Source organism: Ensifer sp. GW823-FHT05D09 (genome assembly GCF_058795755.1).
In genome coordinates this window covers 258,481-284,452 of the sequence record NZ_JBXAIA010000009.1, presented here as the reverse complement: position 1 = coordinate 284,452, position 25,972 = coordinate 258,481, and the positions used below count along the sequence as shown (strand labels likewise).

At 62.3% G+C, this 25,972-nt stretch carries 25 protein-coding genes; 16 read left to right on the top strand and 9 right to left on the bottom strand.

The features are described from left to right. The first annotated feature begins 16 nt into the window (after positions 1-16). Positions 17-271, top strand: coding sequence for a YjhX family toxin (locus AC1Q80_RS24065; RefSeq protein ID WP_173419712.1), 255 nt, complete (start codon positions 17-19; stop codon positions 269-271). A 39-nt stretch (positions 272-310) separates the two neighbouring features. On the opposite strand, the gene AC1Q80_RS24060 is transcribed toward AC1Q80_RS24065, so the two are convergent. From AC1Q80_RS24060 to AC1Q80_RS24040, 5 genes are all read right to left on the bottom strand, one after another. Further along, the gene (locus AC1Q80_RS24060) at positions 311-1,777 is read right to left on the bottom strand and encodes a GGDEF domain-containing protein (protein ID WP_492362059.1); all 1,467 of its coding nucleotides are present in this window, start codon (positions 1,775-1,777) and stop codon (positions 311-313) included. Between the two features lie 120 nt (positions 1,778-1,897). After that, entirely contained in the window at positions 1,898-2,401 is a 504-nt protein-coding gene (locus AC1Q80_RS24055; RefSeq protein ID WP_492362058.1) for a GNAT family N-acetyltransferase, read from the bottom strand. A gap of 113 nt (positions 2,402-2,514) precedes the next feature. After that, positions 2,515-3,996, bottom strand: coding sequence for an Asp-tRNA(Asn)/Glu-tRNA(Gln) amidotransferase subunit GatA (gene gatA / locus AC1Q80_RS24050; protein ID WP_429120449.1), 1,482 nt, complete (start codon positions 3,994-3,996; stop codon positions 2,515-2,517). 52 nt (positions 3,997-4,048) lie between these two features. Beyond that, positions 4,049-4,336 carry an Asp-tRNA(Asn)/Glu-tRNA(Gln) amidotransferase subunit GatC gene (gene gatC, locus AC1Q80_RS24045; RefSeq protein WP_492362057.1) on the bottom strand — a complete coding sequence of 96 codons (288 nt, stop codon included), beginning with the start codon at positions 4,334-4,336 and terminating at the stop codon, positions 4,049-4,051. A gap of 110 nt (positions 4,337-4,446) precedes the next feature. Then, positions 4,447-5,151, bottom strand: a complete 705-nt coding sequence (locus AC1Q80_RS24040) for a metal-dependent hydrolase (protein WP_492362056.1) — start codon at positions 5,149-5,151, stop codon at positions 4,447-4,449. Between the two features lie 82 nt (positions 5,152-5,233). Between AC1Q80_RS24040 and ruvX the strand changes: the two genes are divergently transcribed. Continuing rightward, the gene (ruvX, locus tag AC1Q80_RS24035; RefSeq protein ID WP_173419707.1) at positions 5,234-5,722 is read left to right on the top strand and encodes a Holliday junction resolvase RuvX; all 489 of its coding nucleotides are present in this window, start codon (positions 5,234-5,236) and stop codon (positions 5,720-5,722) included. Here the strand turns inward: ruvX and AC1Q80_RS24030 are convergent. After that, the gene (locus AC1Q80_RS24030; protein WP_173419706.1) at positions 5,665-6,003 is read right to left on the bottom strand and encodes a DUF6105 family protein; all 339 of its coding nucleotides are present in this window, start codon (positions 6,001-6,003) and stop codon (positions 5,665-5,667) included. The two genes, ruvX and AC1Q80_RS24030, sit on opposite strands and share 58 nt — an antisense overlap. A gap of 380 nt (positions 6,004-6,383) precedes the next feature. Here AC1Q80_RS24030 and AC1Q80_RS24025 point away from each other — a divergent pair, with 380 nt between their 5' ends. Continuing rightward, positions 6,384-7,319: an AEC family transporter gene (locus AC1Q80_RS24025; RefSeq protein ID WP_492362055.1), complete on the top strand. Its 936-nt coding sequence runs from the start codon at positions 6,384-6,386 to the stop codon at positions 7,317-7,319. Here the strand turns inward: AC1Q80_RS24025 and AC1Q80_RS24020 are convergent. Further along, positions 7,301-8,953 (bottom strand): acyl-CoA dehydrogenase family protein, encoded by a 1,653-nt coding sequence (locus AC1Q80_RS24020; protein WP_173419704.1) that lies wholly within the window; start codon positions 8,951-8,953, stop codon positions 7,301-7,303. The two genes, AC1Q80_RS24025 and AC1Q80_RS24020, sit on opposite strands and share 19 nt — an antisense overlap. Positions 8,954-9,110: 157 nt before the next feature. Here AC1Q80_RS24020 and AC1Q80_RS24015 point away from each other — a divergent pair, with 157 nt between their 5' ends. The 10 genes from AC1Q80_RS24015 to rpmG all read left to right on the top strand — a co-directional run bounded on the left by AC1Q80_RS24015 (position 9,111) and on the right by rpmG (position 21,102). Beyond that, a complete protein-coding gene (locus AC1Q80_RS24015) occupies positions 9,111-10,052 on the top strand; it encodes an aspartate carbamoyltransferase catalytic subunit (RefSeq protein WP_173419703.1) in 942 nt (313 codons plus the stop codon). Next, positions 10,049-11,338, top strand: coding sequence for a dihydroorotase (locus AC1Q80_RS24010; protein ID WP_492362054.1), 1,290 nt, complete (start codon positions 10,049-10,051; stop codon positions 11,336-11,338). The genes AC1Q80_RS24015 and AC1Q80_RS24010 overlap by 4 nt, the downstream gene beginning before the upstream one ends. 27 nt (positions 11,339-11,365) lie before the next feature. After that, positions 11,366-11,977, top strand: a complete 612-nt coding sequence (gene plsY / locus AC1Q80_RS24005; RefSeq protein ID WP_492362053.1) for a glycerol-3-phosphate 1-O-acyltransferase PlsY — start codon at positions 11,366-11,368, stop codon at positions 11,975-11,977. Further along, the gene (gene dprA / locus AC1Q80_RS24000; RefSeq protein ID WP_492362052.1) at positions 11,977-13,128 is read left to right on the top strand and encodes a DNA-processing protein DprA; all 1,152 of its coding nucleotides are present in this window, start codon (positions 11,977-11,979) and stop codon (positions 13,126-13,128) included. The genes plsY and dprA overlap by 1 nt, the downstream gene beginning before the upstream one ends. Before the next feature lie 266 nt (positions 13,129-13,394). Continuing rightward, a complete protein-coding gene (topA, locus tag AC1Q80_RS23995) occupies positions 13,395-16,076 on the top strand; it encodes a type I DNA topoisomerase (RefSeq protein WP_492362051.1) in 2,682 nt (893 codons plus the stop codon). Positions 16,077-16,078: 2 nt separating this feature from the next. After that, entirely contained in the window at positions 16,079-18,448 is a 2,370-nt protein-coding gene (gene rnr / locus AC1Q80_RS23990; protein ID WP_492362050.1) for a ribonuclease R, read from the top strand. A 32-nt stretch (positions 18,449-18,480) separates the two neighbouring features. Then, complete coding sequence (locus AC1Q80_RS23985) at positions 18,481-18,942, top strand: DUF983 domain-containing protein (protein WP_492362049.1); 462 nt, start codon at positions 18,481-18,483, stop codon at positions 18,940-18,942. Beyond that, positions 18,939-19,643 carry an NUDIX hydrolase gene (locus AC1Q80_RS23980; protein ID WP_173419696.1) on the top strand — a complete coding sequence of 235 codons (705 nt, stop codon included), beginning with the start codon at positions 18,939-18,941 and terminating at the stop codon, positions 19,641-19,643. The genes AC1Q80_RS23985 and AC1Q80_RS23980 overlap by 4 nt, the downstream gene beginning before the upstream one ends. 13 nt (positions 19,644-19,656) lie before the next feature. Then, positions 19,657-20,841: an MFS transporter gene (locus tag AC1Q80_RS23975; RefSeq protein WP_173419695.1), complete on the top strand. Its 1,185-nt coding sequence runs from the start codon at positions 19,657-19,659 to the stop codon at positions 20,839-20,841. Positions 20,842-20,934: 93 nt separating this feature from the next. Beyond that, the gene (gene rpmG / locus AC1Q80_RS23970) at positions 20,935-21,102 is read left to right on the top strand and encodes a 50S ribosomal protein L33 (protein WP_007626161.1); all 168 of its coding nucleotides are present in this window, start codon (positions 20,935-20,937) and stop codon (positions 21,100-21,102) included. A gap of 547 nt (positions 21,103-21,649) precedes the next feature. On the opposite strand, the gene AC1Q80_RS23965 is transcribed toward rpmG, so the two are convergent. Both AC1Q80_RS23965 and AC1Q80_RS23960 read right to left on the bottom strand, forming a co-directional pair. Further along, positions 21,650-23,017: a PleD family two-component system response regulator gene (locus AC1Q80_RS23965; RefSeq protein WP_209791262.1), complete on the bottom strand. Its 1,368-nt coding sequence runs from the start codon at positions 23,015-23,017 to the stop codon at positions 21,650-21,652. A 17-nt stretch (positions 23,018-23,034) separates the two neighbouring features. Then, positions 23,035-23,406 (bottom strand): response regulator, encoded by a 372-nt coding sequence (locus AC1Q80_RS23960; protein ID WP_025426610.1) that lies wholly within the window; start codon positions 23,404-23,406, stop codon positions 23,035-23,037. Positions 23,407-23,562: 156 nt separating this feature from the next. On the opposite strand from AC1Q80_RS23960, the gene AC1Q80_RS23955 reads away from it, so the two are divergent. The 3 genes from AC1Q80_RS23955 to AC1Q80_RS23945 all read left to right on the top strand — a co-directional run bounded on the left by AC1Q80_RS23955 (position 23,563) and on the right by AC1Q80_RS23945 (position 25,934). Continuing rightward, entirely contained in the window at positions 23,563-23,835 is a 273-nt protein-coding gene (locus AC1Q80_RS23955; protein ID WP_492362048.1) for a DUF3572 domain-containing protein, read from the top strand. A gap of 2 nt (positions 23,836-23,837) precedes the next feature. Next, a complete protein-coding gene (locus tag AC1Q80_RS23950) occupies positions 23,838-24,479 on the top strand; it encodes a hypothetical protein (RefSeq protein ID WP_492362047.1) in 642 nt (213 codons plus the stop codon). A 162-nt stretch (positions 24,480-24,641) separates the two neighbouring features. Next, on the top strand, positions 24,642-25,934 hold the full coding sequence (locus AC1Q80_RS23945) for a DNA polymerase IV (protein WP_492362046.1): 1,293 nt from the start codon (positions 24,642-24,644) through the stop codon (positions 25,932-25,934). Positions 25,935-25,972 lie beyond the last annotated feature (38 nt).

Here is a 25,972-nt window from a genome sequence, read left to right as displayed (position 1 = left end):
TCCGGAACATTCAGACATGGATATCTCACGCGCTGAGCAGCGCATTCTCCATCATTTGGCCCAGGGCGGCCGCATTGAAATCACCCGCGACGACAAGACAATCATCGAGATCAGATGCTTCACGCGCGACGGATGGGTCTATCCGGGTTTCGACCTCGAACTCTTCCGCAAGCTGAAGCGCAAGAAGGCGATCTCGTCGTCAGCAGGCAGACCCTATCGCATCACCGAGCGAGGCTTGCGCCTCGTCCGGTCGGAACTCAACAATCGGTAGCCGGACAGACCGGCGAAGATAACCGGCCGGCGCTGCGCGTCATTGTTGGCGCGCGGCGTCGAAGCGAGCGGCGGTCGCACCGGACGCGGACGTGCCATCGGCGAAGGCGCGGATACGATCGCGCCCCTCCGCCTTGGCGATATAGAGGGCCCTGTCGGCCTGCGACAGCAGACCCTCAAGTTCAGGGCCGGTCGGCAGCCGTTCGGCAATGCCGATGCTGGCTGTCACAGACAGCGTCTCGCCATTCTCAAGGTCGACTTTGAGTGCGCGGATGGCGGCCAAGATCCGCTCGGCGACGCGGTTGGCATTCGCTGGCGTCTGCCGGACAAGAAGGATCGCGAACTCTTCCCCGCCGAGCCTGCCAAAGAGGTCGTCGGAGCGCAGCGCCATGCGGACTGTCAGCGCCACGGCCTGCAACACGCGATCGCCTGCCGCATGACCATGAGTATCGTTGATCACCTTGAAGCGATCGATATCCAGCATCATGGCGAAGATCGGTGTTTTCCGATTTTCGGCCTCGATCAACGCCGACGCACGCACCATGAAGGCGGCACGGGCAAGGCATTGCGTCAGGAAATCATAGTCGACCGCGTGGGACAGCCGGGCGATCAAGGTTCGGCGCGCGGCATCGATGCTTGCCACCGTCAGCGGCCCAAGCGCCAGAAGCGTGATACCAAGACGGGACGAGAGGAGTGTGGCCTCGGCGAGACGGTCGACCCCAAGATGCAACACGCCCGACGCTACGGCAACCTGCGCCAGCATGCAGGCGATTGCCATCAGCACTGTGACGGCAAAGAGACGGTAGGTCAAAGCGCACCAAAGCAACGACGGCACCGGAAATGCGATCGCTCCCGGACCGCCGATCAGCAGCGCCGCGGCACAGGACGCCGCCAGAGAAACGACTGGCCAAGGTTTGACGCCCGTCGCAGACACAACCCGATCTCTGTCGGCGAATGGCGGCATGGCCAAAAACACCGGCAGGATGACGACGTAGTTGACCAGCTCGGTCGTCAACCAGGCGACAAGGGCGCGTGAAATCGGCTCGCCGAAGTAGTGCGCGACCGCGAGTGCGCCGACAATCGACGCGCTGGCGCCGGCGATTGCCGAGATCGAAAACATGTAGAGCACGGCAAGGGGGCGACGCAGGTGACGATGTTCGGTGGAAAGGCGCATGAAGAGGATGTAGCCGACACCGACACCGACCAGATTGGCAGCATTGAGGGCGACGGCGGCGCCAAGGCTCGAGCCCGTCAGCAGGTCGGCCATGAGGTACGCCAGCGCTGCGCATATCCACGCGGTTGGTGGGCTCAACGAGGGATGACGCACCAGCAACCCGAGCAGGATGGCATTGGCCGGCCATACGGAAGCGAGCATGCCGAAAGGCCGGCTGAAAATACCGAGCAGGCAGGCGGCAAAGACCACCAGGCCGAGGCCGACGATCCATAGCGGACGAACGGATGATCGATAAAACGCCGATTGCTCTACGGTATTCTCGAAGATCTGCAACGAACGGTCCCTGCGTCGCCACGTAGTTTCAATACCCCTAATATTTCATGGGTCGAATGAATGCGAGGTGAATATTCGGTCGGGGGCCAAATCTCGCAGAAAACATCATGTCTTCTCGGCTCAGCGGCCGTAGAGGTCGGGATCGGTGGCCGCCAGCGGCTTGCTCAAGCCAATGAATTCGACATCCCGGTCCAGCTTCGGCGCATAGGCGGTCGATAGCCAGCTGACGCCATAGCCGTGCTTGCGGAAGAAGCTGATGGCTGCAGTGTTCTGGGCATGTGTCCTGGTTTGCGCGGCTTCGAAGCCGTCGCTTGCGATGCGACGTTCGAGATCTGCGAGCAGATGACCACCATGCCCCCGCCGCTGGGCTTCGGGCTCGATCCAAAGGTCGGAAATGCTCTCGTCGAAGTTTTCCCGGGCTGCCCAGCCACGCGGCCTGCCCTCAACCTCGACCAGTGAAACGGCAAGCCAGTGAATGGAAAGAAAGTCGGCGAAGGCGTTCTCCGCCAGGCGCCGCATCCGGCCCACATCCGCAAGACCTGTGATCGCGCCCTCCCAGGCGCGCAGGCCGATGGCGATCAGAGCGCCGACCTCATCCTGGCGGGCATGACGGATCAAAGGCACGATGCGGCTCCTGCGCGCCACCACGGCGCATTGCGCAGTAGATCACGGCGCTTGCGACCGCGCCAGTCGCCGCGATTGCGGCGCAGCACACGCGGTGCTGCGCCTTCAACGCATTACCACCACTTGGTCGGCGTGAAGCGGCCGGCTGCCTGTTCGATGACATGCGCCGTCTTGAACAGGGTCTCTTCCTCGAACGGCTTGCCGATCAGTTGCAGGCCGAGCGGCAGGCCCTTGTGATCAACGCCGCCGGGAACGGCGATACCCGGCAGACCAGCCATGTTGACCGTCACCGTGAAGATGTCGTTGAGGTACATCTTGACCGGATCGGATGCGAGATCCTCGTCGGCAATGCCGAACGCGGACGACGGAGTGGCCGGCGTCAGGATAGCGTCGACACCCGCATGGAAAGCCAGTTCGAAGTCACGCTTGATCAGCGTGCGAACCTTCTGGGCGCGCAGGTAGTAGGCGTCGTAGTAGCCGGCGGACAGCACGTAGGTGCCGATCATGATGCGGCGCTTGACCTCCTGGCCGAAGCCGGCGGCCCGCGTCTTTTCGTACATGTCGACGATATCCTTGCCGTCGACGCGCAGGCCGTAGCGAACGCCGTCGTAGCGGGCAAGGTTCGAAGACGCCTCAGCCGGAGCGACGATATAGTAGGCCGGCAAGGCATATTTGGTGTGCGGCAGGGTGATGTCGACGATCTCGGCACCGGCGTCCTTCAGCCAGGCGATACCCTGCTGCCACAGAGCTTCGATCTCTTCCGGCATGCCATCGACGCGGTACTCGCGCGGAATGCCGATCTTCATGCCCTTGATCGACTGACCGATCGACGCTTCGTAATTCGGCACCGGCAGATCGACGGAGGTCGTGTCCTTGGCGTCGACGCTTGCCATCGACTTCAGCAGGATCGCGGCATCGCGCACGTCACGGGCGATCGGGCCGGCCTGGTCGAGCGACGACGCGAAAGCGACGACGCCCCAACGCGAGCAACGGCCATAGGTCGGCTTGATGCCGACCGTGCCGGTAAACGCCGCCGGTTGGCGGATGGAGCCGCCGGTGTCGGTTGCCGTCGCACCGGCGCACAGATGCGCAGCCACAGCCGCGGCCGAGCCACCCGACGAGCCACCCGGGACCAGATCGAGATTGGAGCCCTTGGCGCGCCAGGGGTTCTTCACGGCACCGTAGTAGGAGGTCTCGTTGGAGGAGCCCATGGCGAACTCATCCATGTTGAGCTTGCCGAGCATGACCGCGCCATCGTTCCAGAGGTTCTGGGTGACGGTCGATTCGTAGCGCGGCGCGAAACCATCGAGAATATGGCTGCAGGCCTGCGTGTGCACGCCTTCGGTGCCGAAGAGATCCTTGATACCGAGGGGAATGCCTTCGAGCGCGCCAGCCTTGCCGGCGGCGATGCGCGCATCCGAAGCCTTGGCCATTTCACGCGCCTTGTCGGGCGTGACGGCGATATAGGCGTTGATCGCTTCGTTGGCGCTATCGATCGCCGCGATATAGGCGTCGGTCAGTTCAACGGCGGTGATTTCCTTGCCGGCAAGCTTGGTGCGGGCTTCGGCGATCGTCAGGCTGGTGAGTTCGGTCATGGTGAAATCGGGCTTTCGCAAATCGGGTACGTCGGGGCGGCAGGCGGTCGGATTATTCGACGACCTTCGGGACGAGGAAGAAGTTGCGATCGGTATTGGGAGCATTGGCGACGATGTCGTCGGCCTTGCCGCCATCGGACACGACGTCCAGGCGCTTCTTCATCTCCATCGGCGTCACCGACGTCATGGGCTCGACGCCATCTACATTCACTTCCGAGAGTTGCTCGACGAAACCAAGGATGCCGTTGATTTCGCCCACCATCCGCGTGGCTTCATCTTCACTGACGGCGATGCGGGCGAGGCGCGCGACGCGCTTCACGGTGGCAAGGTCTACGGACATGGTCGTCTCCGGTCTCTGGAACTTTCCCCCGCTATAATGGTGCGCGGCGAGGCGCGCAACGGGGGAATCGCCCGATCGCGCGCCTGCGGCAGTGCCGACGGGCTTTGCAGTCAGACGGTCACGATGCCGCCAACGACTGGTGTCGCGACTTTGGTCGAGGCGCTGTCCATGCCCACGACGAAGTTTTCCGGCGTCTGGTCGATGATCGGGAAAGATCCGTAGTGGCAGGGAATGGCGGTCGAGAACTTGAAATAGCGCTGGCAGGCGAGCGCTGCGACCGCACCGCCCATGGTGAACCGGTCACCGATCGGAACAAGCCCGATCTGGGGCTGGTGCAGTTCCTCGATCAGCGCCATGTCCGAGAAGATGTCGGTGTCACCCATGTGATAGAGCGTCGGCTCGTCCTCGAAATGAAGGACGAGGCCATTCGCACTGCCGAGCGAATGCGAAACGCCGTCTTCGGTAATCTGCGCCGAGGAATGCAGCGCATTGACGAACGTGGCGGAAAAGCCTGGGAGATGGATGGTACCACCGGTGTTCCCGGGCTCCATCGCCGAAATACCCTGGCGACCGAGCCACATGCAGAGATCGAAGTTGGCAACGACCACCGCTCCCGTTTCCTTGGCAATCGCGACGGTGTCACCGACATGGTCGCCATGACCGTGCGTCAGGAGAATATGGGTGAGCCCCGCCGTTACCTCCTTGCGTTCACGGTCAAGGAACGCCGGATTGCCGGTGAAGAAGGGATCGATCAGGATCTTCGACGTTGCCGTTTCGATGTGAAAGGCGGAATGGCCGAGCCATTTGATCTTCATGACATTCTCCCAGATGATTTGCGTGTTGATCCAGCTATATGGAACGAAACGAACCCCTGCAAAGATCGAATCGGCAAACCAAATGACAATTCTGACCATCGAAGAGCTTGCGAGCCAGCTGCAGCCCAATCAGGCCATCGCCGGCCTCGATCTCGGTACCAAGACGATCGGCATCTCGGTGTCGGACCTTGGCCGCCGGATCGCGACGCCGCGCGAGGTGATCAAGAGGGTCAAGTTCGGCATCGATGCGGTGACGCTTCTCTCGGTTGCGGAGAAAGAAAGGGTCGCAGCCTTCGTCATTGGCCTGCCCGTCAACATGGACGGCAGCGAAGGACCGCGGTGTCAGGCGACCCGCGCCTTCGTTCGCAACATGGTGGAGAAAACGCCCCTACCCTTCGTCTATTGGGACGAGAGGCTGTCGACGGTTGCGGCCGAGCGGGTGCTGATCGAGATGGACGTGTCACGCAAGAAGCGGGCCGAGCGCATAGACTCGGCGGCCGCATCCTTCATTCTTCAGGGGGCACTCGACAGGCTGGCGTCCCTTGCCAGGGACGGCGCCTCGGGCGACTGAGCGGCACCGAAGCGGCGGCGGTACCAAGCGACAAGCTCGCGGCGCTTGCGGTAGGCGATGATGCCGAAAACGATGAAGCTGTCGACAATGATGGCACGCGCAACGAGCGGCGGAATGCTTTCCGGCGGAATGCCAAGCACGTTGCCGTAGACCTGGAAGACCAGGTCATGGGTCTGGCGCGTCAGCATGAAGAAACCGAAGCTCATGTCGTAGTAGGAAAGGCCGTACCAGCCGGCCAAAAGCATGACGGGGCATGCCCACAGGATCAGAAACCACTTCATGCGGCCCCCCTTTCCGATAGGCGCCGATACAACAGTGGATAGAGTGCGCGATCTGCCAATACCAAGATAAGCAGAACCACCGCAGGGACCACGATATCGAGCGCCAGTCCGGCGAAAAACATCATCATGATGATCAAAAGACCAGTTCTCACCGAACCGCTCCATTCCGGATTTCATTGCGTTACCCAACCACTGTCCACGCTCGCCGTCGATCGCGCAATGTAAACCATTTGTTAAGGTTAATTTTCACAGGCCCAGCCCGACTGCGGTCGGAATGGCTTCTCAAGACTTGAAACTCACGGCGTGATTTCGTCTTAAATCGATTCCGGTCTCAGACATTATGCAGTAACGGTGGGCCCTCTTCCCGCGCAGGCCCGTCCATGATCATCGTCTTTGAAAGTATCCTTCCCATCTTCCTTCTGGTGCTGCTCGGCGCATGGCTGAAACGCACGACGCTGGTCGATCAGAATCTGTGGCTCGGCCTCGAGCAGTTCGGCTACTACATCCTCTTCCCCGCCCTGTTGTTTTCGACGCTGGCGCAGGCCGATTTTTCCGGCATGAAGGCGGACGCCACGGCGATTGCCACGATCGGCAGCGTCAGCCTGATGTCGGTCTTCGTGCTTTTACTCTGGCCGCTGTTTCGCAACAGAGAGGTTTCGGGCGCCTCCTTCACCTCGGTCTTCCAGACGGCAACCCGCTGGAACGGCTTCATGGCATTGGCAATCGCCCAAAAGCTGTATGGGCCGATCGGGCTGACACTGACGGCGCTGGTGATGACGCTCGTGATCATCCCGATCAATCTCTACAACGTCGGCGTGCTGGTTTGGTTCGGCGGCGGCAACCGGGATTTCCGGCGTTTCTTTGCCAAGATCGTCACCAATCCGTTAATCGTCGCATCGGTATTCGGGATCCTGTTCAACCTGGTCGGCATCAAGGTCTATGGGCCGGTGATGACGACCATCGACATGCTGGCGAGCGCCTCGCTCAGCCTCGGGCTGGTGATGGTCGGCGCCGGATTGCGCGTATCCGACGCCCTGAAGCCGAGCGGGTCGGCGTTGCTCGCCGTCGTCCTGAAGCTGATTGTCATGCCGGTCTTCATGGTTGGCGCCAGCTTCCTGCTCGGCATCCGCGGCGACGCGCTCTGCGTCATCGCACTCGGCGCGGCGGTGCCCACGGCAATGAACGGTTATCTGCTCGCAAAGCAGATGGGCGGCGACGCCGAGCTGTATGCGGCGGTGGCGACGGTCCAGACCGTCGTCTCCTTCTTCACGATACCGCTGGTTCTGTCCGTGACGGCTTACGTCGCGGCCGGGTAAAGCAGGTCGAGGATGTAGGCCGAATCGAAGCGCGAATCGAGCATCCCGTAGGTCGACCGCCAACCGGCAGCGAGGCGCGATTCGAGGAAGGCATCGGCGATGCGACCGGCGCCCAACCGATAGAGTTCGGCGGCAGCGGCAGCCAGAGCCAGTTGCTCGACCAGCATCCGGGCGGCCCCTTCGTCACGCTCGCAGAGTGACATCGCCGCACGCAGCACGTCGATGGTCTTGCGGCCGGCAGGCCCGAGGTCACGGCTGAGAACGGCAAACAGCTGTTCGAACAGGTCCTTGCGCTTGAGCAGCACGCGCAGGACGTCCAGCGCCATGACGTTGCCGGAACCTTCCCAGATCGCATTGACCGGCGCCTCGCGATAGTGCCGCGCCAACGCCCGCTCCTCGACATAGCCGTTGCCTCCGAGGCATTCCATTGCCTCGTAGATCAGAGCCGGGGCGATCTTGCAGCACCAGTATTTCGCAACCGGCGTCATGATGCGGGCATAGGCTGCCTCTTCGGCGCTGGCATGGGCCTTGTCGAAGGCATCCGCCAGACGGAACGACAGGGCACTGGCAGCAGCGACGTCGAGCGCCATGTCGGCGAGAACACGGGTCATCATCGGCTGGCTGACGAGCGGCTTGCCGAACACCTTGCGGCCACGCGTGTGATGGACCGCTTCCGCGAGCGAAGCCCGCATGATGCCGGCAGACGCGAGAGCGCAATCGAGACGCGTCAGCGTCACCATGTCGAGAATGGTGCGGATGCCGGCATCGGGCGCGCCGAGCACGAAACCGAACGTGTCGGAAAACTCGACTTCGGCGGATGCGTTGGAGCGGTTGCCGAGCTTGTCTTTCAGCCGCTGGAAGCGCAGGCCGTTGGCGGCACCGTCTTCCAGAAGTCGCGGGACGAGGAAGCAGCCGAGGCCGTCGCGGGTCTGTGCCAGCATCACGAACGCGTCGCTCATCGGCGCCGACATGAACCACTTGTGCCCATTGAGGCGGTAGATGCCCTCGCCCACGCGCTCGGCGGTCGAGGTGTTGGCGCGCACGTCGGTGCCGCCCTGCTTTTCCGTCATGCCCATGCCGACGGTGACGGCGGATTTCTGCATCCACGGCTTGTTGGACGAATCGTATTTGCGCGACAGGATTTTGGGCGCCCACTCCTTCTGGACTGCGGGCGATGCGGTGATCGCGGCAAGCGAAGCGCTCGTCATCGTCAGCGGGCAGAGATGGCCGCATTCCAACTGCGCCGTCAGGTAGAAGCGGATCGCCCTGGTCTTGTGCGACTGGTTGCGCTCGTCGGGCAGGTTTTCCCAAGCTGATGCGTGCAGGCCCGATGTCATGGATCGACGCATCAGGGCATGCCAGGCCGGATGGAACTCGACGACGTCGAGGCGCTCGCCGCGGGGCCCGTGCGTCTTCAACTTCGGCGCGCCTTCATTGGCCATGCGCGCCAGTTCCTGAGCCTCGGGCGAAGTCACGTAGCGCCCGAGCGTATCGAACTCGTCGCGGAGCGCTTTCGTCATGCCCGAGGTGATGTCCACGACCAGCGGATCGGAACGATAGGCATTGATGCCGGACCAGGGCTTGGGCTGGTTCAGCTCGGCGAGTTTCTGTTCGGTCCGGTTCATCTGATTCATGGGCCGGTTCTAGCGCAAGTTTGCCGACCACGAAACGGGGCCGGGGAAAGATAGGATGCCGCACCCAAGTTTTCTGCGGACGGGCCTGCGCACCGCTTGCCGTGCCGGGGGTCACGTCTTATAGAGCGAGCCACATTCCAGAGCGCAAGGGCGGCCCATGACCACTTTCCCGCATCGCCACCTGCTCGGCATCAAAGGTCTTACGGAGCAGGACATCACCCACCTGCTCGATCGTGCCGATGAAGCCGTCAAGATCTCCCGTCAGCGAGAGAAGAAGACGTCAACCCTTCGCGGGCTGACGCAGATCAATCTCTTCTTCGAAGCGTCGACGAGAACGCAATCCTCCTTCGAACTCGCCGGCAAGCGGCTAGGCGCCGACGTCATGAACATGTCGGTCGGCAACTCCTCTGTAAAGAAGGGCGAAACGCTCATCGATACTGCGATGACGCTGAATGCCATGCACCCCGACGTTCTGGTCGTGCGCCACTCGTCAGCCGGTGCGGCAGCCCTTCTGGCGCAGAAGGTGTCCTGCTCGGTGGTCAATGCCGGCGACGGCCAGCACGAGCACCCGACGCAGGCGCTGCTTGATGCCCTGACGATCCGTCGCATCAAGGGCAAGCTGTCGCGCATTATCGTGGCGATCTGCGGCGACGTCTTGCACTCGCGCGTCGCCCGCTCCAACATCCTTCTTCTCAACCAGATGGGCGCGCGGGTACGCGTCGTCGCGCCGGCAACGCTGCTGCCGTCGGGCATCGCCGACATGGGCGTCGAGGTCTACCACTCGATGGCAGAGGGGCTGAAAGACGCCGATGTGGTGATGATGCTGCGCCTGCAGCGTGAGCGCATGGCCGGCTCGTTCGTGCCTTCGGTGCGCGAATACTTCCACTATTACGGCCTCGATGCCGAAAAGCTGAAAGCCGCCAAGGACGACGCGCTGGTCATGCATCCGGGCCCGATGAACCGGGGCGTCGAGATCGCGTCGGAAATCGCCGATGGGCCGCAGAGCGTCATCGAGCAGCAGGTCGAAATGGGTGTTGCCGTGCGCATGGCGGTGATGGAAACACTTCTTCTTTCGCAGAACCAGGGGCCGCGCGTATGACCAGACCGCTCGTTCTTAGAAACCTCCGCATCGTCGATCCGTCCCGCAGTCTTGACGAAACCGGCACGATCATCGTCGGCGACGACGGCCGCATCCTCGCTGCCGGCAAGGATGCCCACAACCAGGGCACGCCTGATGGCGCCTTCGTCAAGGACTGCGATGGACTGACGGCCGTTCCCGGCCTCGTCGACGCGCGCGTCTTCGTCGGCGAGCCAGGCGCCGAACACCGCGAAACGATAGAATCGGCCTCGCGCGCCGCGGCCGTCGGCGGCGTCACCTCGTTCATTTCGATGCCGGACACCGATCCCGTCATCGACGACATCGCGCTGGTCGAGTTCATGCAGAAGACGGCGCGCGACAAGGCGCTCGTCAATGTCTATCCGGCGGCTGCGATGACCAAGGGTCTTGCCGGCGAAGAGATGACCGAGTTCGGACTGCTGCGCGAAGCGGGTGCAGTCTGCTTTACGAACGGCCGCCGGGCGATCCACGACACGTTGATGCTGCGCCGTGCGATGACCTATGCCCGCGAATTCGGCGCTGTCATCGCGCTTGAAACGCGCGACAAGTATCTCGGCAACGGCGTGATGAACGAGGGGCTGCTTGCAAGCTGGCTGGGTCTTGCCGGTGTGCCGCGCGAGGCGGAGATCATCCCGCTCGAGCGCGACCTGCGGATCGCCAGCCTGACCAAGGCGGCCTACCACGCCGCCAAGATCTCGGTTCCCGAATCGGCCGACGCCGTTCTCACCGCCCGCAACCGCGGCGCCAACGTCACCTGCGGCATCTCGATCAACCATCTGACGCTCAACGAGAACGACATCGGCGAGTACCGGACGTTCTTCAAGCTCTCGCCGCCCCTGCGCCGCGAGGACGATCGCGTCGCAATGGTGGACGCCCTTGCCAACGGCACCATCGACATTATCGTTTCCTCGCACGATCCGCAGGATGTCGACACCAAGCGCCTGCCGTTCTCGGATGCCGAAAACGGCGCGATCGGCCTTGAGACCATGCTGGCTGCAGCATTGCGCCTGCACCACAGCGGTCAGGTGCCGCTGATGCGGCTCATCGATGCGATGTCGACGCGCCCGGCGGCGATCTTCGGGCTGGATGCCGGCACGCTGAAGCGGGGCGCCAAGGCCGACATCACCGTCATCGATCTCGAAGAGCCGTGGGTCCTCTACAAGGAAGCGATCGTTTCGCGGTCGAAGAACACGCCATTCGAAAATGCGCGCTTTACCGGACGGGTTGTGCAAACCTATGTTGCCGGCAAGCTTGTGCATTCGGCATAGGCGACAGCGGTCGCTCGGGAGGTTTCGGTGGATCTTTTTTCCTGGCAGCTCGGGCTGCCCTCAACAGCCTTGAGCCTTGCCTTCGGCTATCTGCTCGGCTCGATCCCCTTCGGGCTGATCCTGACGCGCATGGCCGGCCTCGGTGACGTTCGCAAGATCGGCTCGGGCAATATCGGCGCCACCAACGTTCTGCGCACCGGCAACAAGAAACTCGCCGCGGCAACGCTTCTGCTTGATGCCCTGAAGGGCACGGCGGCGGCCGCGATCGCCTCGCTCTGGGGCGTCGAAGCCGGCATCGCCGCTGGTCTTGCCGCCTTCCTCGGCCACCTTTACCCGGTCTGGCTGGGTTTCAAGGGCGGCAAGGGTGTAGCCACCTATATCGGCGTGCTGCTTGGCCTCGTGCCCTGGATGGTTCTCGTCTTCGCAGCGATCTGGCTGGCCATGGCGAAAATCAGCCGTTACTCCTCGCTCTCGGCACTGGTTGCAACAGCAGTCATTCCGGTTGTACTCTATCTGACAGGACACGAGAAAGTCGCTCTGCTGTTTGCGGTAATGACCCTGATCACCTGGATCAAACATCGCGCCAACATCAAGCGGCTGCTTGCAGGCACCGAGAGCCGGATCGGAGACAAGGGATAATGTTGGAGGTCAGTGCACGACGAACCGGAGTTGCACTGACCGAACGACAGAAGATCTCCTGGCTGCGTCTCATCCGCAGCGACAATGTCGGCCCTGTCACTTTCCGCGACCTCATCAACCATTTCGGCACTGCCGAGAGGGCACTCGACGCCCTGCCCGAACTCTCCAGGCGCGGCGCCGGCGCCCGCACGTTCCGTGTCGCAACGACAGCCGAAGCAGAGCGCGAACTCGAAATCGCCCACCGCCTCGGCGCAACCTTCATCGGCATCGGCGAACCGAACTACCCTTTTGCCCTCCGCCAGATCGATGGCGCCCCTCCTCTTCTCGCCGTCAAAGGCAACCTCAACGCCGCTTTCCGCCCGTCCCTCGGCGTCGTCGGCTCGCGCAACGCCTCGGCCAGCGGCGCCAAGTTTGCAGCGATGATTGCACGCGATGGCGGACGCGCCGGTTACGTGATCACGTCTGGACTTGCGCGCGGCATCGACACCGCCGCTCACGGGGCGAGCCTTGAGAGCGGGACGATTGCGGTGCTTGCCGGAGGTATCGACCGGCCGTATCCGCCGGAGAACGTCGGGCTGCTCAACGACATCATGGCGGGCCAGGGTCTGGCTGTCAGCGAGATGCCCTTTGGCTGGGAGCCACGCGCGCGAGATTTTCCAAGGCGCAACCGTCTGATCGCCGGCATCAGCCTCGGCGTGGCGATCGTCGAGGCAGCCAATCGCTCGGGATCCCTGATCACGGCTCGCTATGCCGCCGACTTCGGCCGTCTGGTGTTCGCCGTGCCCGGATCGCCACTCGATCCGCGTTGCCACGGCACCAACGACCTTCTCAAGCAGGGTGCGATCGTCACGACCACATCGGATGATGTTCTCGACGGCCTTGCGCCTCTCAGCCAGCACACCTTGCCTTTTCCCACGGGAGCCGGAGAGCCTGCGCAGGAGATGCCTTCAATACAGTCGGCGCGGCTCGCTGACGGCGACCGCGCAACGATCACTGATGCTCTCGGCCCGACACCAGTTGAAATCGACGACGTCATCCGCCACACCGGACTGCCCGCGGCCGAAGTCTACCTGGCGCTGATCGAGCTTGATCTTGCCGGGCGTCTCAACCGTCATGCGTCGGGGCTCGTGTCGCTCAACGTCGAACAATAAAACTTCATGAGCGCGCACGATCATGTCGGCAACCGATGCCACGAAAGCACATTCGCAGATACGAAGAAAACACGAGCAACTCAACCAAAGAGAGACAAAATTATATATTCTCTCTGTGGATGCATATCGCCGCGCAGCCGCTATTTTGAATGAAACCTCTTGACCGCGCTCGAATCCCTGTCCATTTCGGGGCATCGATATTCGGCGACGCTCGGTGCAAACAGCGCTGACGCAGGACCAAACCCGGTTGTCTCAGAAAAATGACTATGAATGTTGTAGTGGTGGAATCGCCTTCGAAGGCAAAGACGATCAACAAGTACCTCGGCCCCGGCTACAAGGTTCTTGCATCGTTCGGCCATGTGCGGGACCTGCCTGCCAAGGATGGCTCGGTCCGTCCTGACGAAGATTTTGAGATGTCCTGGGAGGTTGACGCCGCGTCAGCCAAGCGCATGAAGGATATTGCCGATGCCGTGAAGGAATCGGACGGCCTCATTCTTGCGACCGACCCGGATCGCGAAGGGGAAGCAATTTCCTGGCACGTGCTCGATCTGCTGCGCAAGAAGAAGGTGCTGGGCGACAAGCCGGTCAAACGCGTGGCGTTCAACGCCATTACCAAGAAGGCCGTGCTCGACGCCATCGCCCATCCACGCGAACTCGACATCCCGTTGGTCGACGCCTATCTGGCACGACGCGCTCTCGACTATCTCGTCGGCTTCAACCTGTCGCCGGTGCTGTGGCGCAAGCTGCCCGGTGCCCGCTCTGCCGGCCGCGTCCAGTCGGTCACGCTGCGGCTGGTTTGCGATCGCGAATCGGAAATCGAACGATTCATCTCCGAAGAATACTGGAACCTGTCGGCGCTTCTGAAGACGCCGCGTGGCGATGAGTTCGAGGCACGCCTCGTTTCGGCAGATGGCAAGCGTCTGGCGCCGCGCGCGGTCGGCAACGGCGAAGAAGCCAACCGACTGAAGACCCTGCTCGACGGTGCGACCTATGTCGTCGACAGCATCGAGGCAAAGCCGGTCAAGCGAAACCCCTCGCCGCCGTTCACCACATCGACCCTGCAGCAGGCCGCCTCGTCGAAGCTCGGCTTCTCGGCATCGCGCACCATGCAGGTGGCGCAGAAGCTCTATGAAGGCGTTGATATCGGCGGCGAAACCGTCGGTCTCATTACCTATATGCGTACCGACGGCGTTCAGATGGCGCCGGAATCGATCGAGGCCGCCCGCGAGGCGATCGGCAGCCAGTTCGGCAACCGCTACCTGCCGGAAAAGCCGCGCATCTATTCCACCAAGGCGAAAAACGCCCAGGAAGCCCACGAAGCCATTCGTCCGACCGACTTCAACCGGACGCCGGATCAGGTCCGCCGCTTCCTCGACGGCGACATGCTGAAGCTCTACGACCTCGTCTGGAAGCGCGGCATCGCCAGCCAGATGGCGTCTGCCGAGATCGAACGCACGACCGCCGAGATCACCGCTGATAACGCCGGCAACAAGGCCGGCCTGCGTGCAACCGGCTCGGTCATTCGCTTCGACGGCTTCATTGCCGCCTATACCGACGCCAAGGAAGACGGCGAACAGACCGACGACGGCGACGAAGACGGCCGCCTGCCGGAGATCAACGCCCGCGAAAGCCTGGCCAAGCAGAAGATCAACGCTTCGCAGCATTTCACCGAGCCGCCGCCGCGCTACTCGGAAGCAACGCTGATCAAGAAGATGGAAGAGCTCGGCATCGGCCGTCCTTCCACCTATGCCGCAACGGTAACCACGCTTCTCGATCGTGACTACATCACCAACGACAAGCGCAAGCTCGTGCCGCAAGCCAAGGGTCGGCTCGTCACCGCGTTTCTGGAAAGCTTCTTCACACGCTATGTCGGCTACGACTTCACCGCGTCGCTCGAAGAAAAGCTCGACCAGGTCTCGGCCGGCGAAGTCAACTGGAAGGACGTTCTTCGCGACTTCTGGAAGGACTTCTTCGCCCAGATCGAGGAAACGAAGGAACTGCGCGTTACCAACGTGCTCGACGCGCTGAACGAGGAACTGGCACCGCTTGTTTTCCCGAAGCGCGAAGACGGCAGCGACCCGCGCATCTGCCAGGTCTGCGGCACCGGCAAGCTGTCGCTGAAGCTCGGCAAGTATGGCGCCTTCGTCGGCTGCTCGAACTATCCGGAATGCAACTTCACCCGCCAGCTTTCCTCCGACGGCAACAGCGACGCCGAGGCTTCGGTCTCGAACGAGCCGCAGGCGCTGGGCAAGGATCCGCACACCGGCGAGGAAATCACGCTTCGCAGCGGCCGGTTCGGCCCCTATGTCCAGCGCGGCGACGGCAAGGAAGCCAAGCGCTCGAGCCTGCCCAAGGGCTGGACGCCGTCCACGATCGACCACGAGAAGGCCGTCGCCCTGCTTTCGCTTCCGCGCGATATCGGCCCGCACCCGGAAACCGGCAAGATGATCTCGTCGGGCCTTGGCCGCTACGGACCCTTCGTGCTGCATGACGGCACCTACGCAAACGTCGAATCGATCGAAGACGTGTTCTCGATCGGTCTCAACCGTGCCGTCTCCGTCATTGCCGACAAGCAGTCCAAGGCCGGCGCCGGTCGTGGCCGTGCTGCTGCAGTCGCTCTGAAGGAACTGGGCGAGCACGCCGAAGGCGGTGCGATCACCGTTCGCGATGGCCGCTACGGCCCCTATGTCAACTGGGGCAAGGTCAATGCGACCCTGCCTCAGGGCAAGGACCCGCAGTCGGTGACGGTGGAAGAGGCGCTGGCGCTCATTGCCGAGCGTGCCGCCAAGAGCGGCACCGGCAAGGGCAAGACGACGAAGGCAAAAGCCAAGACAACGGCGACGAAGTCTTCGAAGGCTGCGGCTGACGGTGCGGCCAAGAAGACGACCAAGGCCAAGGCGCCCGCCAAAGCAAAACCAAAGACGGCCGCGAAGGCCAAGAAGGACTGATCTTGACCAGAATACCGCGCGACCCGACCCAAAGATCCGGAAAAGGCTCCGGCAGGAAAGAGGGCCGCGCGGCAAAGGCCGCGCCGGCACCGGAGAAAACCTCCATCATCCACGGCGCGGTTCCTCCGCGCGACGTGCTGATGCGCTTCATCGCCGAAAACCCGGACCGCGCCTCCAAGCGGGAAATCGCCAAGGCCTTCGGCCTCAAGGGCGACACGCGCGTCGAACTCAAGGCCTTGCTGCGTTCGCTCGAAGCAGACGGACTGGTCGAAAAGAAGCGCAAATCGCTCGTTCGCCCCGGCGCCCTTCCCCCGGTGACCGTGCTCGATATCACCATGCGCGACGTCGATGGCGAACTGATCGGCCGCCCGGCCGAATGGCTTGATGATGACGGTGTCGCACCGGCGGTGTTGATCAAGCAGTCGTCAGTCGGCAGAGACAAGGGCAAGACGCCGGTCGGCGGGCTCGGCGACCGTGTGCTTGCCAAGATCTTCCCGGCCAAGGACCGCGGCGGCCCTGCCTACACGGCTCGCATCATCAAGGTGCTCGACAAGCGCAAGGACGCCGTTCTCGGCGTCTTCCGTGCGACACCCGGCGGTGGCGGGCGGCTGATGCCGATCGAGAAACGCGGCGAAGAAATCCTTGTTGATCCGGACTTTGTCGGCGACGCGAAGGATGGAGATCTCATCGAGGTCCAGCTTACGCGCCTTGGCCGCTACGGCCTGCCGCGCGCCCAGGTTCAAAATGTCGTCGGTTCGGTCGCCTCGGAAAAGGCGATCTCGATGATCGCCATCTATGCCCACGGCATACCGCATGTTTTTCCCGAGCGTGTCCTGCAGGAAGCGGCAGACGCCGGCCCAGCCACCATGGCCCACCGTGAAGACTGGCGTACGCTGCCGCTGATCACCATCGATCCGGCCGATGCGAAGGACCATGACGATGCTGTCTACGCGGAGCCGGACCCGTCGGAGGACAATCCGGGTGGCGTGATCGTCACTGTCGCGATTGCCGACGTCTCGTGGTATGTCCGGCCGAAATCCGCGCTCGATCTCGAAGCGCTGAAGCGCGGCAACTCAGTGTATTTCCCCGATCGCGTCGTGCCCATGCTGCCCGAGCGGATCTCCAACGACCTCTGCTCGCTCAAGGAAGGCGTCGATCGGCCGGCGCTCGCCGTGCGCATGCGCTTTTCCAAGGAAGGCCGCAAGGCGGGCCACACCTTCCATCGCATCATGATGAGAAGTGCTGCCAAGCTCTCCTACCAGCAAGCACAGGCCGCCATCGACGGCAATCCCGACGACAAGACCGGGCCGATCCTCGACACGATCCTGAAGCCGCTGTGGGAGGGATACCGCATCCTCACCCGTGGCCGCGACCGCCGCCAGCCGCTCGAGCTGAACATGCCCGAGCGCAAGATCATCCTGAAGCCGGACGGCACCGTCGATCGCGTTTTCGTGCCCGATCGCCTCGACGCGCACAAGCTGATCGAAGAAATGATGATCCAGGCGAACGTCGCTGCCGCAGAGACGCTCGAGCAGAAGCGTCAAGTGCTGATCTACCGGGTGCACGACCAGCCGTCGCTGGCCAAGCAGGAGAGCCTGCGCGAGTTCCTCGCTACGCTCGACATCGCGCTGGTCAAGGGCGGCAACATGCGCTCCAACCACTTCAACGGCATCCTGTCGAAGGCCGAAGGCAAGCCATTCGAAACCATGGTCAACGAGATGGTGCTGCGCTCCCAGAGCCAGGCAATCTACAGCCCCGAGAATATCGGCCATTTCGGCCTCAACCTCTTGAAGTATGCGCACTTCACCTCGCCGATCCGGCGCTACGCCGATCTGATCGTCCACCGGGCGCTGGTCGCCTCGCTCGGGCTTGGCGAAGGCGGGCTGACGCCGCAGGAAGAAGCCGTTCTCGACGATATCGCCGCAGAAATCTCCACCTTCGAGCGCCGGGCCATGGCCGCCGAGCGCGACACCGTCGACCGGTTGATCGCCCATCACCTGAACGGCCGCATCGGCGAGGAATTCGAAGGCCGCGTTGCCGGCGTCACCAAAGCGGGACTTTTTGTCACCCTGCCGGCCTATGGCGCCAACGGCTTCGTGCCTATATCCACGCTCGGTCGAGACTACTTCATCTATGATGAGGCACATCAGGCCCTTTCCGGTGAAAAGACCGGCCTCGGCTTCCGTCTCGGCGATCAGGTGCAGGTCAAACTGGTCGAAGCCGTGCCGCTTGCCGGCGCGCTTCGCTTCGAGATGATCAGCGAAGGGCGTAAGATGCCGACCGCCACGCGCTCCTTCCACAAGTCGGGGCGTCGTGATCGCTCGGGCCCGCGCAAGATGCCGGGAACCCGACCGCCGCGCGGCAAGCGCTAGGCTAAACGCCAAGCGGCTTCGACAAGGAGAGAATGCAGATGACGGCAACGGACAAGGAAACGCTTCATCTCGGGGGCAATGCCACTGAGGAACGTCCCGTCGGCCGGTCGATGCGGCGCGGATTTCTCGGCACCTGCCCGGCCTGCGGCAGTGGCAAGCTCTTCCGCAGCTACGTCAAATCAGTCGATGCCTGCGCCGCCTGCGGCGAGCGCATGGATCACCAGCGCGCCGACGACTTTCCGCCCTATATCGTCGTCACCATCGTCGGCCATCTGGTGCTTGCCGGCTATATGATGACCGACATGATCCTGCCCTTGACGACGTGGCAGCACCTTGCGATCTGGACACCGATTACGCTGATCAGTTCGCTGGCACTGCTGCAGCCGATCAAGGGCGCCGTCATCGGCCTGCAATGGGCGCTGAGGATGCATGGCTTCGGTGGACAGGAGGATGCGCCCGAGGACGTACTGCCTGCACGAGATCCCTCCGCATGACGTCAGGGCGCGAAAGCGTCGTCCTTGCTCACGCCAGCCCTGAGCGGCGCGTAAGGCCGCGTGACGCAGCATCGATCATGCTGCTTGACCGCACCGGCGGCGGCGTGCGCGTGCTGATGGGCCGGCGCAGCAGTGCGCATGTCTTCATGCCCGACCTCTACGTCTTTCCCGGCGGGCGCAGGGACCCGACGGATCACCGTCTTGCCTTTTCCACGGACCTCAATCCCGCCGTTCTGCAGGCGCTGAAATGCGTCGAGGGCCAGCCGGTCAGCGACGCACGCGCCAGAGCGCTCGCGCTGGCGGCGCTGCGAGAACTCTACGAGGAGGCGGGCGTCCCCCTGGGCCAGCCCCTTGCCGAGACGGAAGCGCCGCTGCCCTTTCTTCCAGATCTCGCAAACTTGCGCTATATGGCTCGGGCTATTACTCCTCCGGGACACTCGAGGCGGTTCGATACGCGCTTCTTCGCGATTTTCGCGGACGAAGCCAAGGTCGATACATCGCGGGTTCTGGAAAGCCGGGAGCTCCAGGATTTGCAGTGGATCGATGTCAACGACCTCCCCTCGCTCCGGATACCGGAGATAACCGCCATCATCCTTTCGGATTTGCGTAGCGGCCTTGAAGCGGACCCATCGCTCCCCTATGGGCGCTCCGTGCCTTTCTATTTCACGCGCCGTGGGCGGTTCATCCGCACGCTTCTCTAAGGACCACAGTCGCATGTCACAGCCGACGCCCGGGTGCCCAGCACCGGTTGACGAAATTCACTGGCCGTCGCTGATCGCGGCAGTCTCCGCCATCAGCGCCGTCGGTATTGCAATCGGCCTTGGCCTGCCGCTGCTTTCGAGCATCATGGAGAAGCGCGGCATCTCATCGACGCTGATTGGTCTCAATTCGGCGATGGCCGGCGTGGCATCCATGGTCGCAGCGTCCTTCACGACCAAGTTCGCCCATCGTCACGGTGTTGCGCCGACGATGCTCTGGGCCGTCCTGCTTGCCGCAATCAGCGCGTTCGGCTTCTACTACATTACCAACTTCTGGCTCTGGTTTCCGCTGCGCGTCGTCTTCCATGGCGCCATCACAGTCCTCTTCATCCTCTCCGAGTTCTGGATCAACGCTACCGCGCCGCCAGCGAAACGGGGCTTCGTGCTCGGCATCTACGGCACGGTTCTATCCCTCGGCTTCCTGAGCGGGCCGCTGCTCTTCTCGATCCTCGGCAGTGAGGGCGTCTTGCCTTTCGTGGTCGGTGCGGGCGTCATTCTGCTCGCCGCCGTGCCGATCTTCATCGCACGGGACGAGAGCCCGGTGATCGACGAAAAGCCAGACCGTCACTTCATGCGCTATATTTTCCTGGTGCCGACGGCCACGGCCGCCGTCTTCATCTTCGGCGCAGTCGAATCGGGTGGGTTGTCGCTCTTTACGGTCTACGGGACACGATCGGGGTTCACCGAATCACAGGCGGCGTTGCTGCTGACCGTGATGGGCGTCGGCAATTTCATCTTCCAGATTCCGCTCGGCATGTTGTCAGATCAGATCAAGGACAAGCGCACATTGCTGTCCGCCATGACCGTCATCGGTCTCATCGGCGCCCTTTGTCTGCCGATGCTGGTGGAAAGCTGGTTCCTGATGGCAGTCGTGCTATTGTTCTGGGGCGGCTGCGTCTCCGGCCTCTATACGGTCGGCCTCAGCCATCTCGGCTCGCGCCTGCAAGGCTCCGACCTTGCCGCCGCCAACGCAGCGTTCGTCTTCTCCTATGCGGTCGGTACCGTTGCCGGGCCGCAGGTCATCGGCGCGTCGATGGATGTGGCTGGCAACAACGGATTTGCCTGGGCGATTGCCGGGTTTTTCGGTCTTTACGTCGCGCTTTCGGTTGTAAGGATCGTTTTGAATCCAAAACGGCCTTGACTTTTCAGCCGCGATTTGTAGTTTCGCGCCAACCTTGCCCGTGGCCCGCAACCGGTTTTCCACGGCGTTCAATTTCATAAAGGCAGGACGACCATGGCAAAAGCCACCACCATCAAGATCAAGTTGCTGTCGACAGCCGACACGGGTTTCTTCTACGTCACGACCAAGAACAGCCGTACGATGACGGACAAGATGACCAAGACCAAGTATGATCCGGTCGCGCGTAAGCACGTCGAATTCAAGGAAACCAAGATCAAGTAAGATCTGACGTTTCGTGGGATCAAGGGGCGCCAACCGCAAGGTTTGGCGCCCCTTTCCGTTGGTGCACCCGGAAGCAGCCGCCGGCCTCCCCCTTCGTCTCTCCCGAATGACAAGAATACAGCGGCACGAATCGAAAAGCGCCGCCCCTTGCGGAACGGCGCTTTGAATGGGGGTCGGCTGGCTTCTAACCGCGGCACGAGGATTCCGCAGGTGTCAAAAGCCAACCGACCGACCCCACGACCCAGGAGATGCGGCGGACCTGAGCATCATGGGGTAACCGAAACTGCCGGAAGCGATGCCCCCTCGTTTATCAGCATCACCTGAAAATAGAAAAAAATCAACGAATTCTTAATGCGCGGAGCGGTGTTGCTCGGCGCATGGTTAATTCCGTACCGTCCTGATACAGGTAGATGCACGGCCGCCGCCGCCACCAACCGCCTTGGTAGCATCGGCGCGGCGAAGAATACAACTTTAAAGGCATGTCGCAAGAGGGATCCGGAATTTCATCACGCCGGCAGCGGATGACGTCGCCGGTGGGTTCCGGCCTTCAGGCTGCAGCTGCCACCACGCGGTTGCGGCCTTCGTTCTTCGCCTGATAGAGGGCCGTATCAGCGCGCTTCAACAGAGCTTCCGTCGTGTCGCCTTCCAGCTTGAGACCGGCAATGCCCATGGAAGCGGTGATGACCAGTGCGCCGTCCGCATGCGGTATCGAGAACGGTTGGCTCTCGATGATATGCCGTAGCCGTTCGGCAACTGTCGCTGCCATCTCAGGCGACGTGTCGGGCATCACGACAACGAACTCTTCGCCGCCGAAGCGGCAGGCGAGATCTGCGCCGCGCACCGTCGCGCGGATGCGGCCGGCAAACTCACGCAGCACCTCGTCACCGACATCATGACCGTAGGTGTCGTTGACCTGCTTGAACCGGTCGATGTCGGTCATGCAGATCGACAGCGGGCGTCCGCGCGCTGCAGCACGATCGAGCAGCAGCTTCAGATGATTGTCGAGGTAACGGCGATTGTGCAGACCGGTGAGGCCATCGGTGACCGCCAGTTCGATCGTCTGCTGCACACTCTTTCTCAGCATGTCGTTGCAATGCTTGCGCCTGATCTGCGTCAGCGAGCGGGCAACGAGTTCATTGGGATCGACCGGTCGGATGATGTAGTCGGTAATGCCCAGATCGAGCGCCCGCACGATCATTTCGTCATTGCCCTGCTCGGTGATCAGCAGGATCGGGATGAAGCGCGTGCGCTCCAGAGACCGCAGCTGCGAGCACAACCGCAGGGGGTCGTAGTCGTCGAAGTTGGCATTGACGATGACGAGGTCGAAATTGTTCTCGGCGGCTTCGAACAAAGCCGCCTGCGGATCGGAGATAACGGAGACCTCCGCAATCGGCGTTAGCGCACGCTGCAGCCGCTCCTGAGAGGACCCGCGGCCATCGACCAGGAGGATATTGCCCGGCTCGTCCGGGCGATCCTGGCGCGCCAGTTCCTGCAGGCCGATGGTCTGCGCCGTCTGGGCCCGCAGCCGCAGTTCATCGCTGACGTTCTTCAGGCGGACGAGGCTCTTGACCCGCGACATCAACTGCAGATCGTTGACCGGCTTCGTCAGAAAATCGTCGGCACCGGCCTTCAATCCGCGAACCCGGTCGGAAGGCTGGTCGAGCGCCGTCACCATGACGACGGGAATATGGGCGGTACGCGGATTGGCCTTCAGACGCTCGCAGACTTCGAAACCGTCGATGCCGGGCATCATGATGTCGAGCAGCACCAGATCGACCGGCGTCGTCTCGCAGAGCGACAGCGCCGTATGACCATCGCCGGCAGTCAGCACATCGAAATACTCCGCAAGCAGACGTGCTTCGAGAAGCTTAACGTTGGCAGGCACGTCATCGACAACAAGAATGCGCGCAGTCATATCAATTTTCCCGCCGTTCAGGCATCGCCAAGGTAGGTCTTGATCGTCTCAATGAACTTTGGCACAGAAATCGGTTTTGAAACATAGGCTTCGCAGCCGCCCTGGCGGATACGCTCCTCGTCGCCCTTCATGGCGAAGGCGGTCACCGCGATGACCGGGATGACGTGCAGCTCGTCGTCTTCCTTCAGCCATTTCGTGACTTCGAGCCCGGAGACCTCCGGCAACTGGATGTCCATCAGAATCAGATCGGGACGGTACTTTCTCGCCAGCTCGAGCGCCTCCATCCCGTTGCGCGTCTGGATCGTCGCGTAGCCGGAAGCCTCAATCAGGTCTCGGAAGAGCTTCATGTTCAGCTCGTTATCCTCAACAATCATTACCTGTTTGGGCATGTCGATCCCTTGCTGCCAGTCGTCTTCTTGCAAGTCTTATCAAGACATCTAAGTTGCAGAGCCAACGACTCGACCCATTTCCTCGAGTTCAACGATAAACCTATTTGGTTGAAAAATAGGTAATTCCGGGCGTAAAAACAGTAGGAGGCCAAGACATTGAAGAGCGCCGACGAAATCGCCATCGACATTCTTTCCTGGCTTGCCGGCGAGCCGGACCTCTTGTCCCGTTTTCTGGCGCTGACGGGATCGGATCCGTCCTCCCTGCGCAACGCAATCGGCGAGCCGGGCTTCATGGGCGGGCTCGTCGCCTTTCTCATGGACCATGAGCCGACACTGATCGCGTTCTGCGAGGCAACGGGCACAGAACCCCAGGATGTCGTGCGTGCACATGAGAAGCTCTCCGGCGCCGCCGACCTGCAGGACAGCTGACCGTGAGCAACACCGCCTTCGACGATGAAATCCGCCTCACTGACCGCCCGCTCGTCGTCAGCGACATCGACGAGGTGGTGCTCGAATTCCTGAGCCCCTTTCGGGCTTTCCTCGAAAGCCGCGACCATATCCTCGTGCCGCGCTCTTTCCGGCTGACCGGCAACGTCGTCCATCGCACAACGGAGCAGGCAGCGAGTGCGGACGACGTCAAAGACATGCTCGACACCTTCTACGCCACGCAGGATCGCTGGCAGACACCGGCTACCGGCGCTGTCGAAACCCTTCGCGACCTGTCGACTGAGGCGGACATAGTGTTTCTGACGGCAATGCCGCCACGTTATGCGGCCGCGCGCCGTGCCCTGCTCGATCGCCTTGAACTGCCTTACCCTCTGCTCGCCTCCGAGGACCCAAAGGGGCCGATCGTCGAGCGTCTGCATGCCGGACGGGCACTTCCCATTGTTTTCATCGACGACATCGCCCGCAACCTGCAATCGGTGCAGGAGCACGCGCCGTCGTGCCTGCTGATCAATCTGATGGCGAATGCCGAGTTTCGCGCGCTCGCGCCGACGCCAGATACGTGCGTTCATATTGCTGCCGATTGGGCTGATGCTGCCAGTGCAATTCGCGCGCATTTCCAAAGGTAGCGAGAGCCGGCCCGACAACAAGGCACCCGCACGAAGGCACTCGAAACCCGACCCGCGGCTTGGCGTCGGCAACCTGACATGCAAGGCAATTTCCAACGCGGCCTCCCTTGAGACTCGCTAGCCTAGAGCGTAAAGTCGCAATGTTCAACATTTGTTCCAGATATGCTCGACAGTGGTTCTCAAACTCCAGGCTTCTGCCGTGACTGCCTTCGGGAACAGAGCGCAACGGCGCGACGCTGCCTTGCCTGCGGCAGTCCCCGCATCCTGCGTCATGCCGAGCTTTACGACCTGACACTCGCTCATATCGATTGCGATGCGTTTTATGCCTCCGTCGAGAAGCGGGACAATCCGGAGCTTGCCGACAAGCCGGTGATTATCGGCGGTGGCAAACGTGGCGTCGTCTCGACCGCCTGCTACATCGCCCGCATCCATGGCGTGCGCTCGGCCATGCCGATGTTCAAGGCGCTCGAGGCCTGTCCGCAGGCGGTGGTCATCAAGCCCGACATGGAAAAATACGTTCGCGTCGGCCGCGAGGTCCGCATGCTGATGCAGGAACTGACACCGCTGGTGCAGCCCCTCTCCATCGACGAGGCCTTTCTGGAGCTGAGCGGCACCCAAAGGCTGCACCACGACCCCCCGGCCCGAACGCTCGCGCGCTTCGCCCGCCGCATCGAACAGGAGATCGGCATTACTGTCTCTGTCGGGCTCTCCTACTGCAAGTTCCTCGCCAAGGTTGCATCCGATCTGCAGAAGCCTCGCGGCTTCTCCGTGATCGGCCAGGCCGAAGCGCTCGAATTCCTGAGAGAACGGCCCGTGACCTTGATCTGGGGCGTCGGCAAGGCGTTTGCGACCACACTGGAACGCGACGGTATCCGAACGATCGGCCAGCTCCAGGCCATGGAGGAAGCCGACCTCATGCGCCGCTACGGCACCATGGGCCAGAGGCTTTACCGCCTGTCGCGCGGCCTCGACGAGAGAACCGTTGAGATCGATGGCGAGGCGAAAAGCGTGTCGTCCGAAACGACCTTCAACGACGATCTCGCCCGTCAGGATGATCTCGTCACGCATCTGCGCCGGTTGAGTGAGCAGGTCGCGCATCGGTTGCGCAAATCCGAACTGGCCGGCCAGACGGTCGTGTTGAAACTGAAGACCGCGGACTTCAAGACCAGGACCCGCAACCGCCGTCTCGACAGCCCGACCCGGCTTGCAGACCGCATCTTCCGCACGGGGCTGCAACTGCTGGAGAAGGAGATCGACGGCACGAAGTACCGGCTGATCGGCATTGGCGTCAGCGATCTGTCGAGCCCCGATCTCGCCGATCCGCCCGATCTGGTCGATCCCGCAGCGACCCGCCGCGCTGCCGCCGAAGATGCCATCAACAGGCTACGCGACAAGTTCGGCAAGGCAAGCGTCGAAACCGGCTACACGTTCGGCAGCCGCAAGCGCGATCACTAGTGCGTCATCGGCGGTGGCTTGCCGTTTCCTTGGCCCGA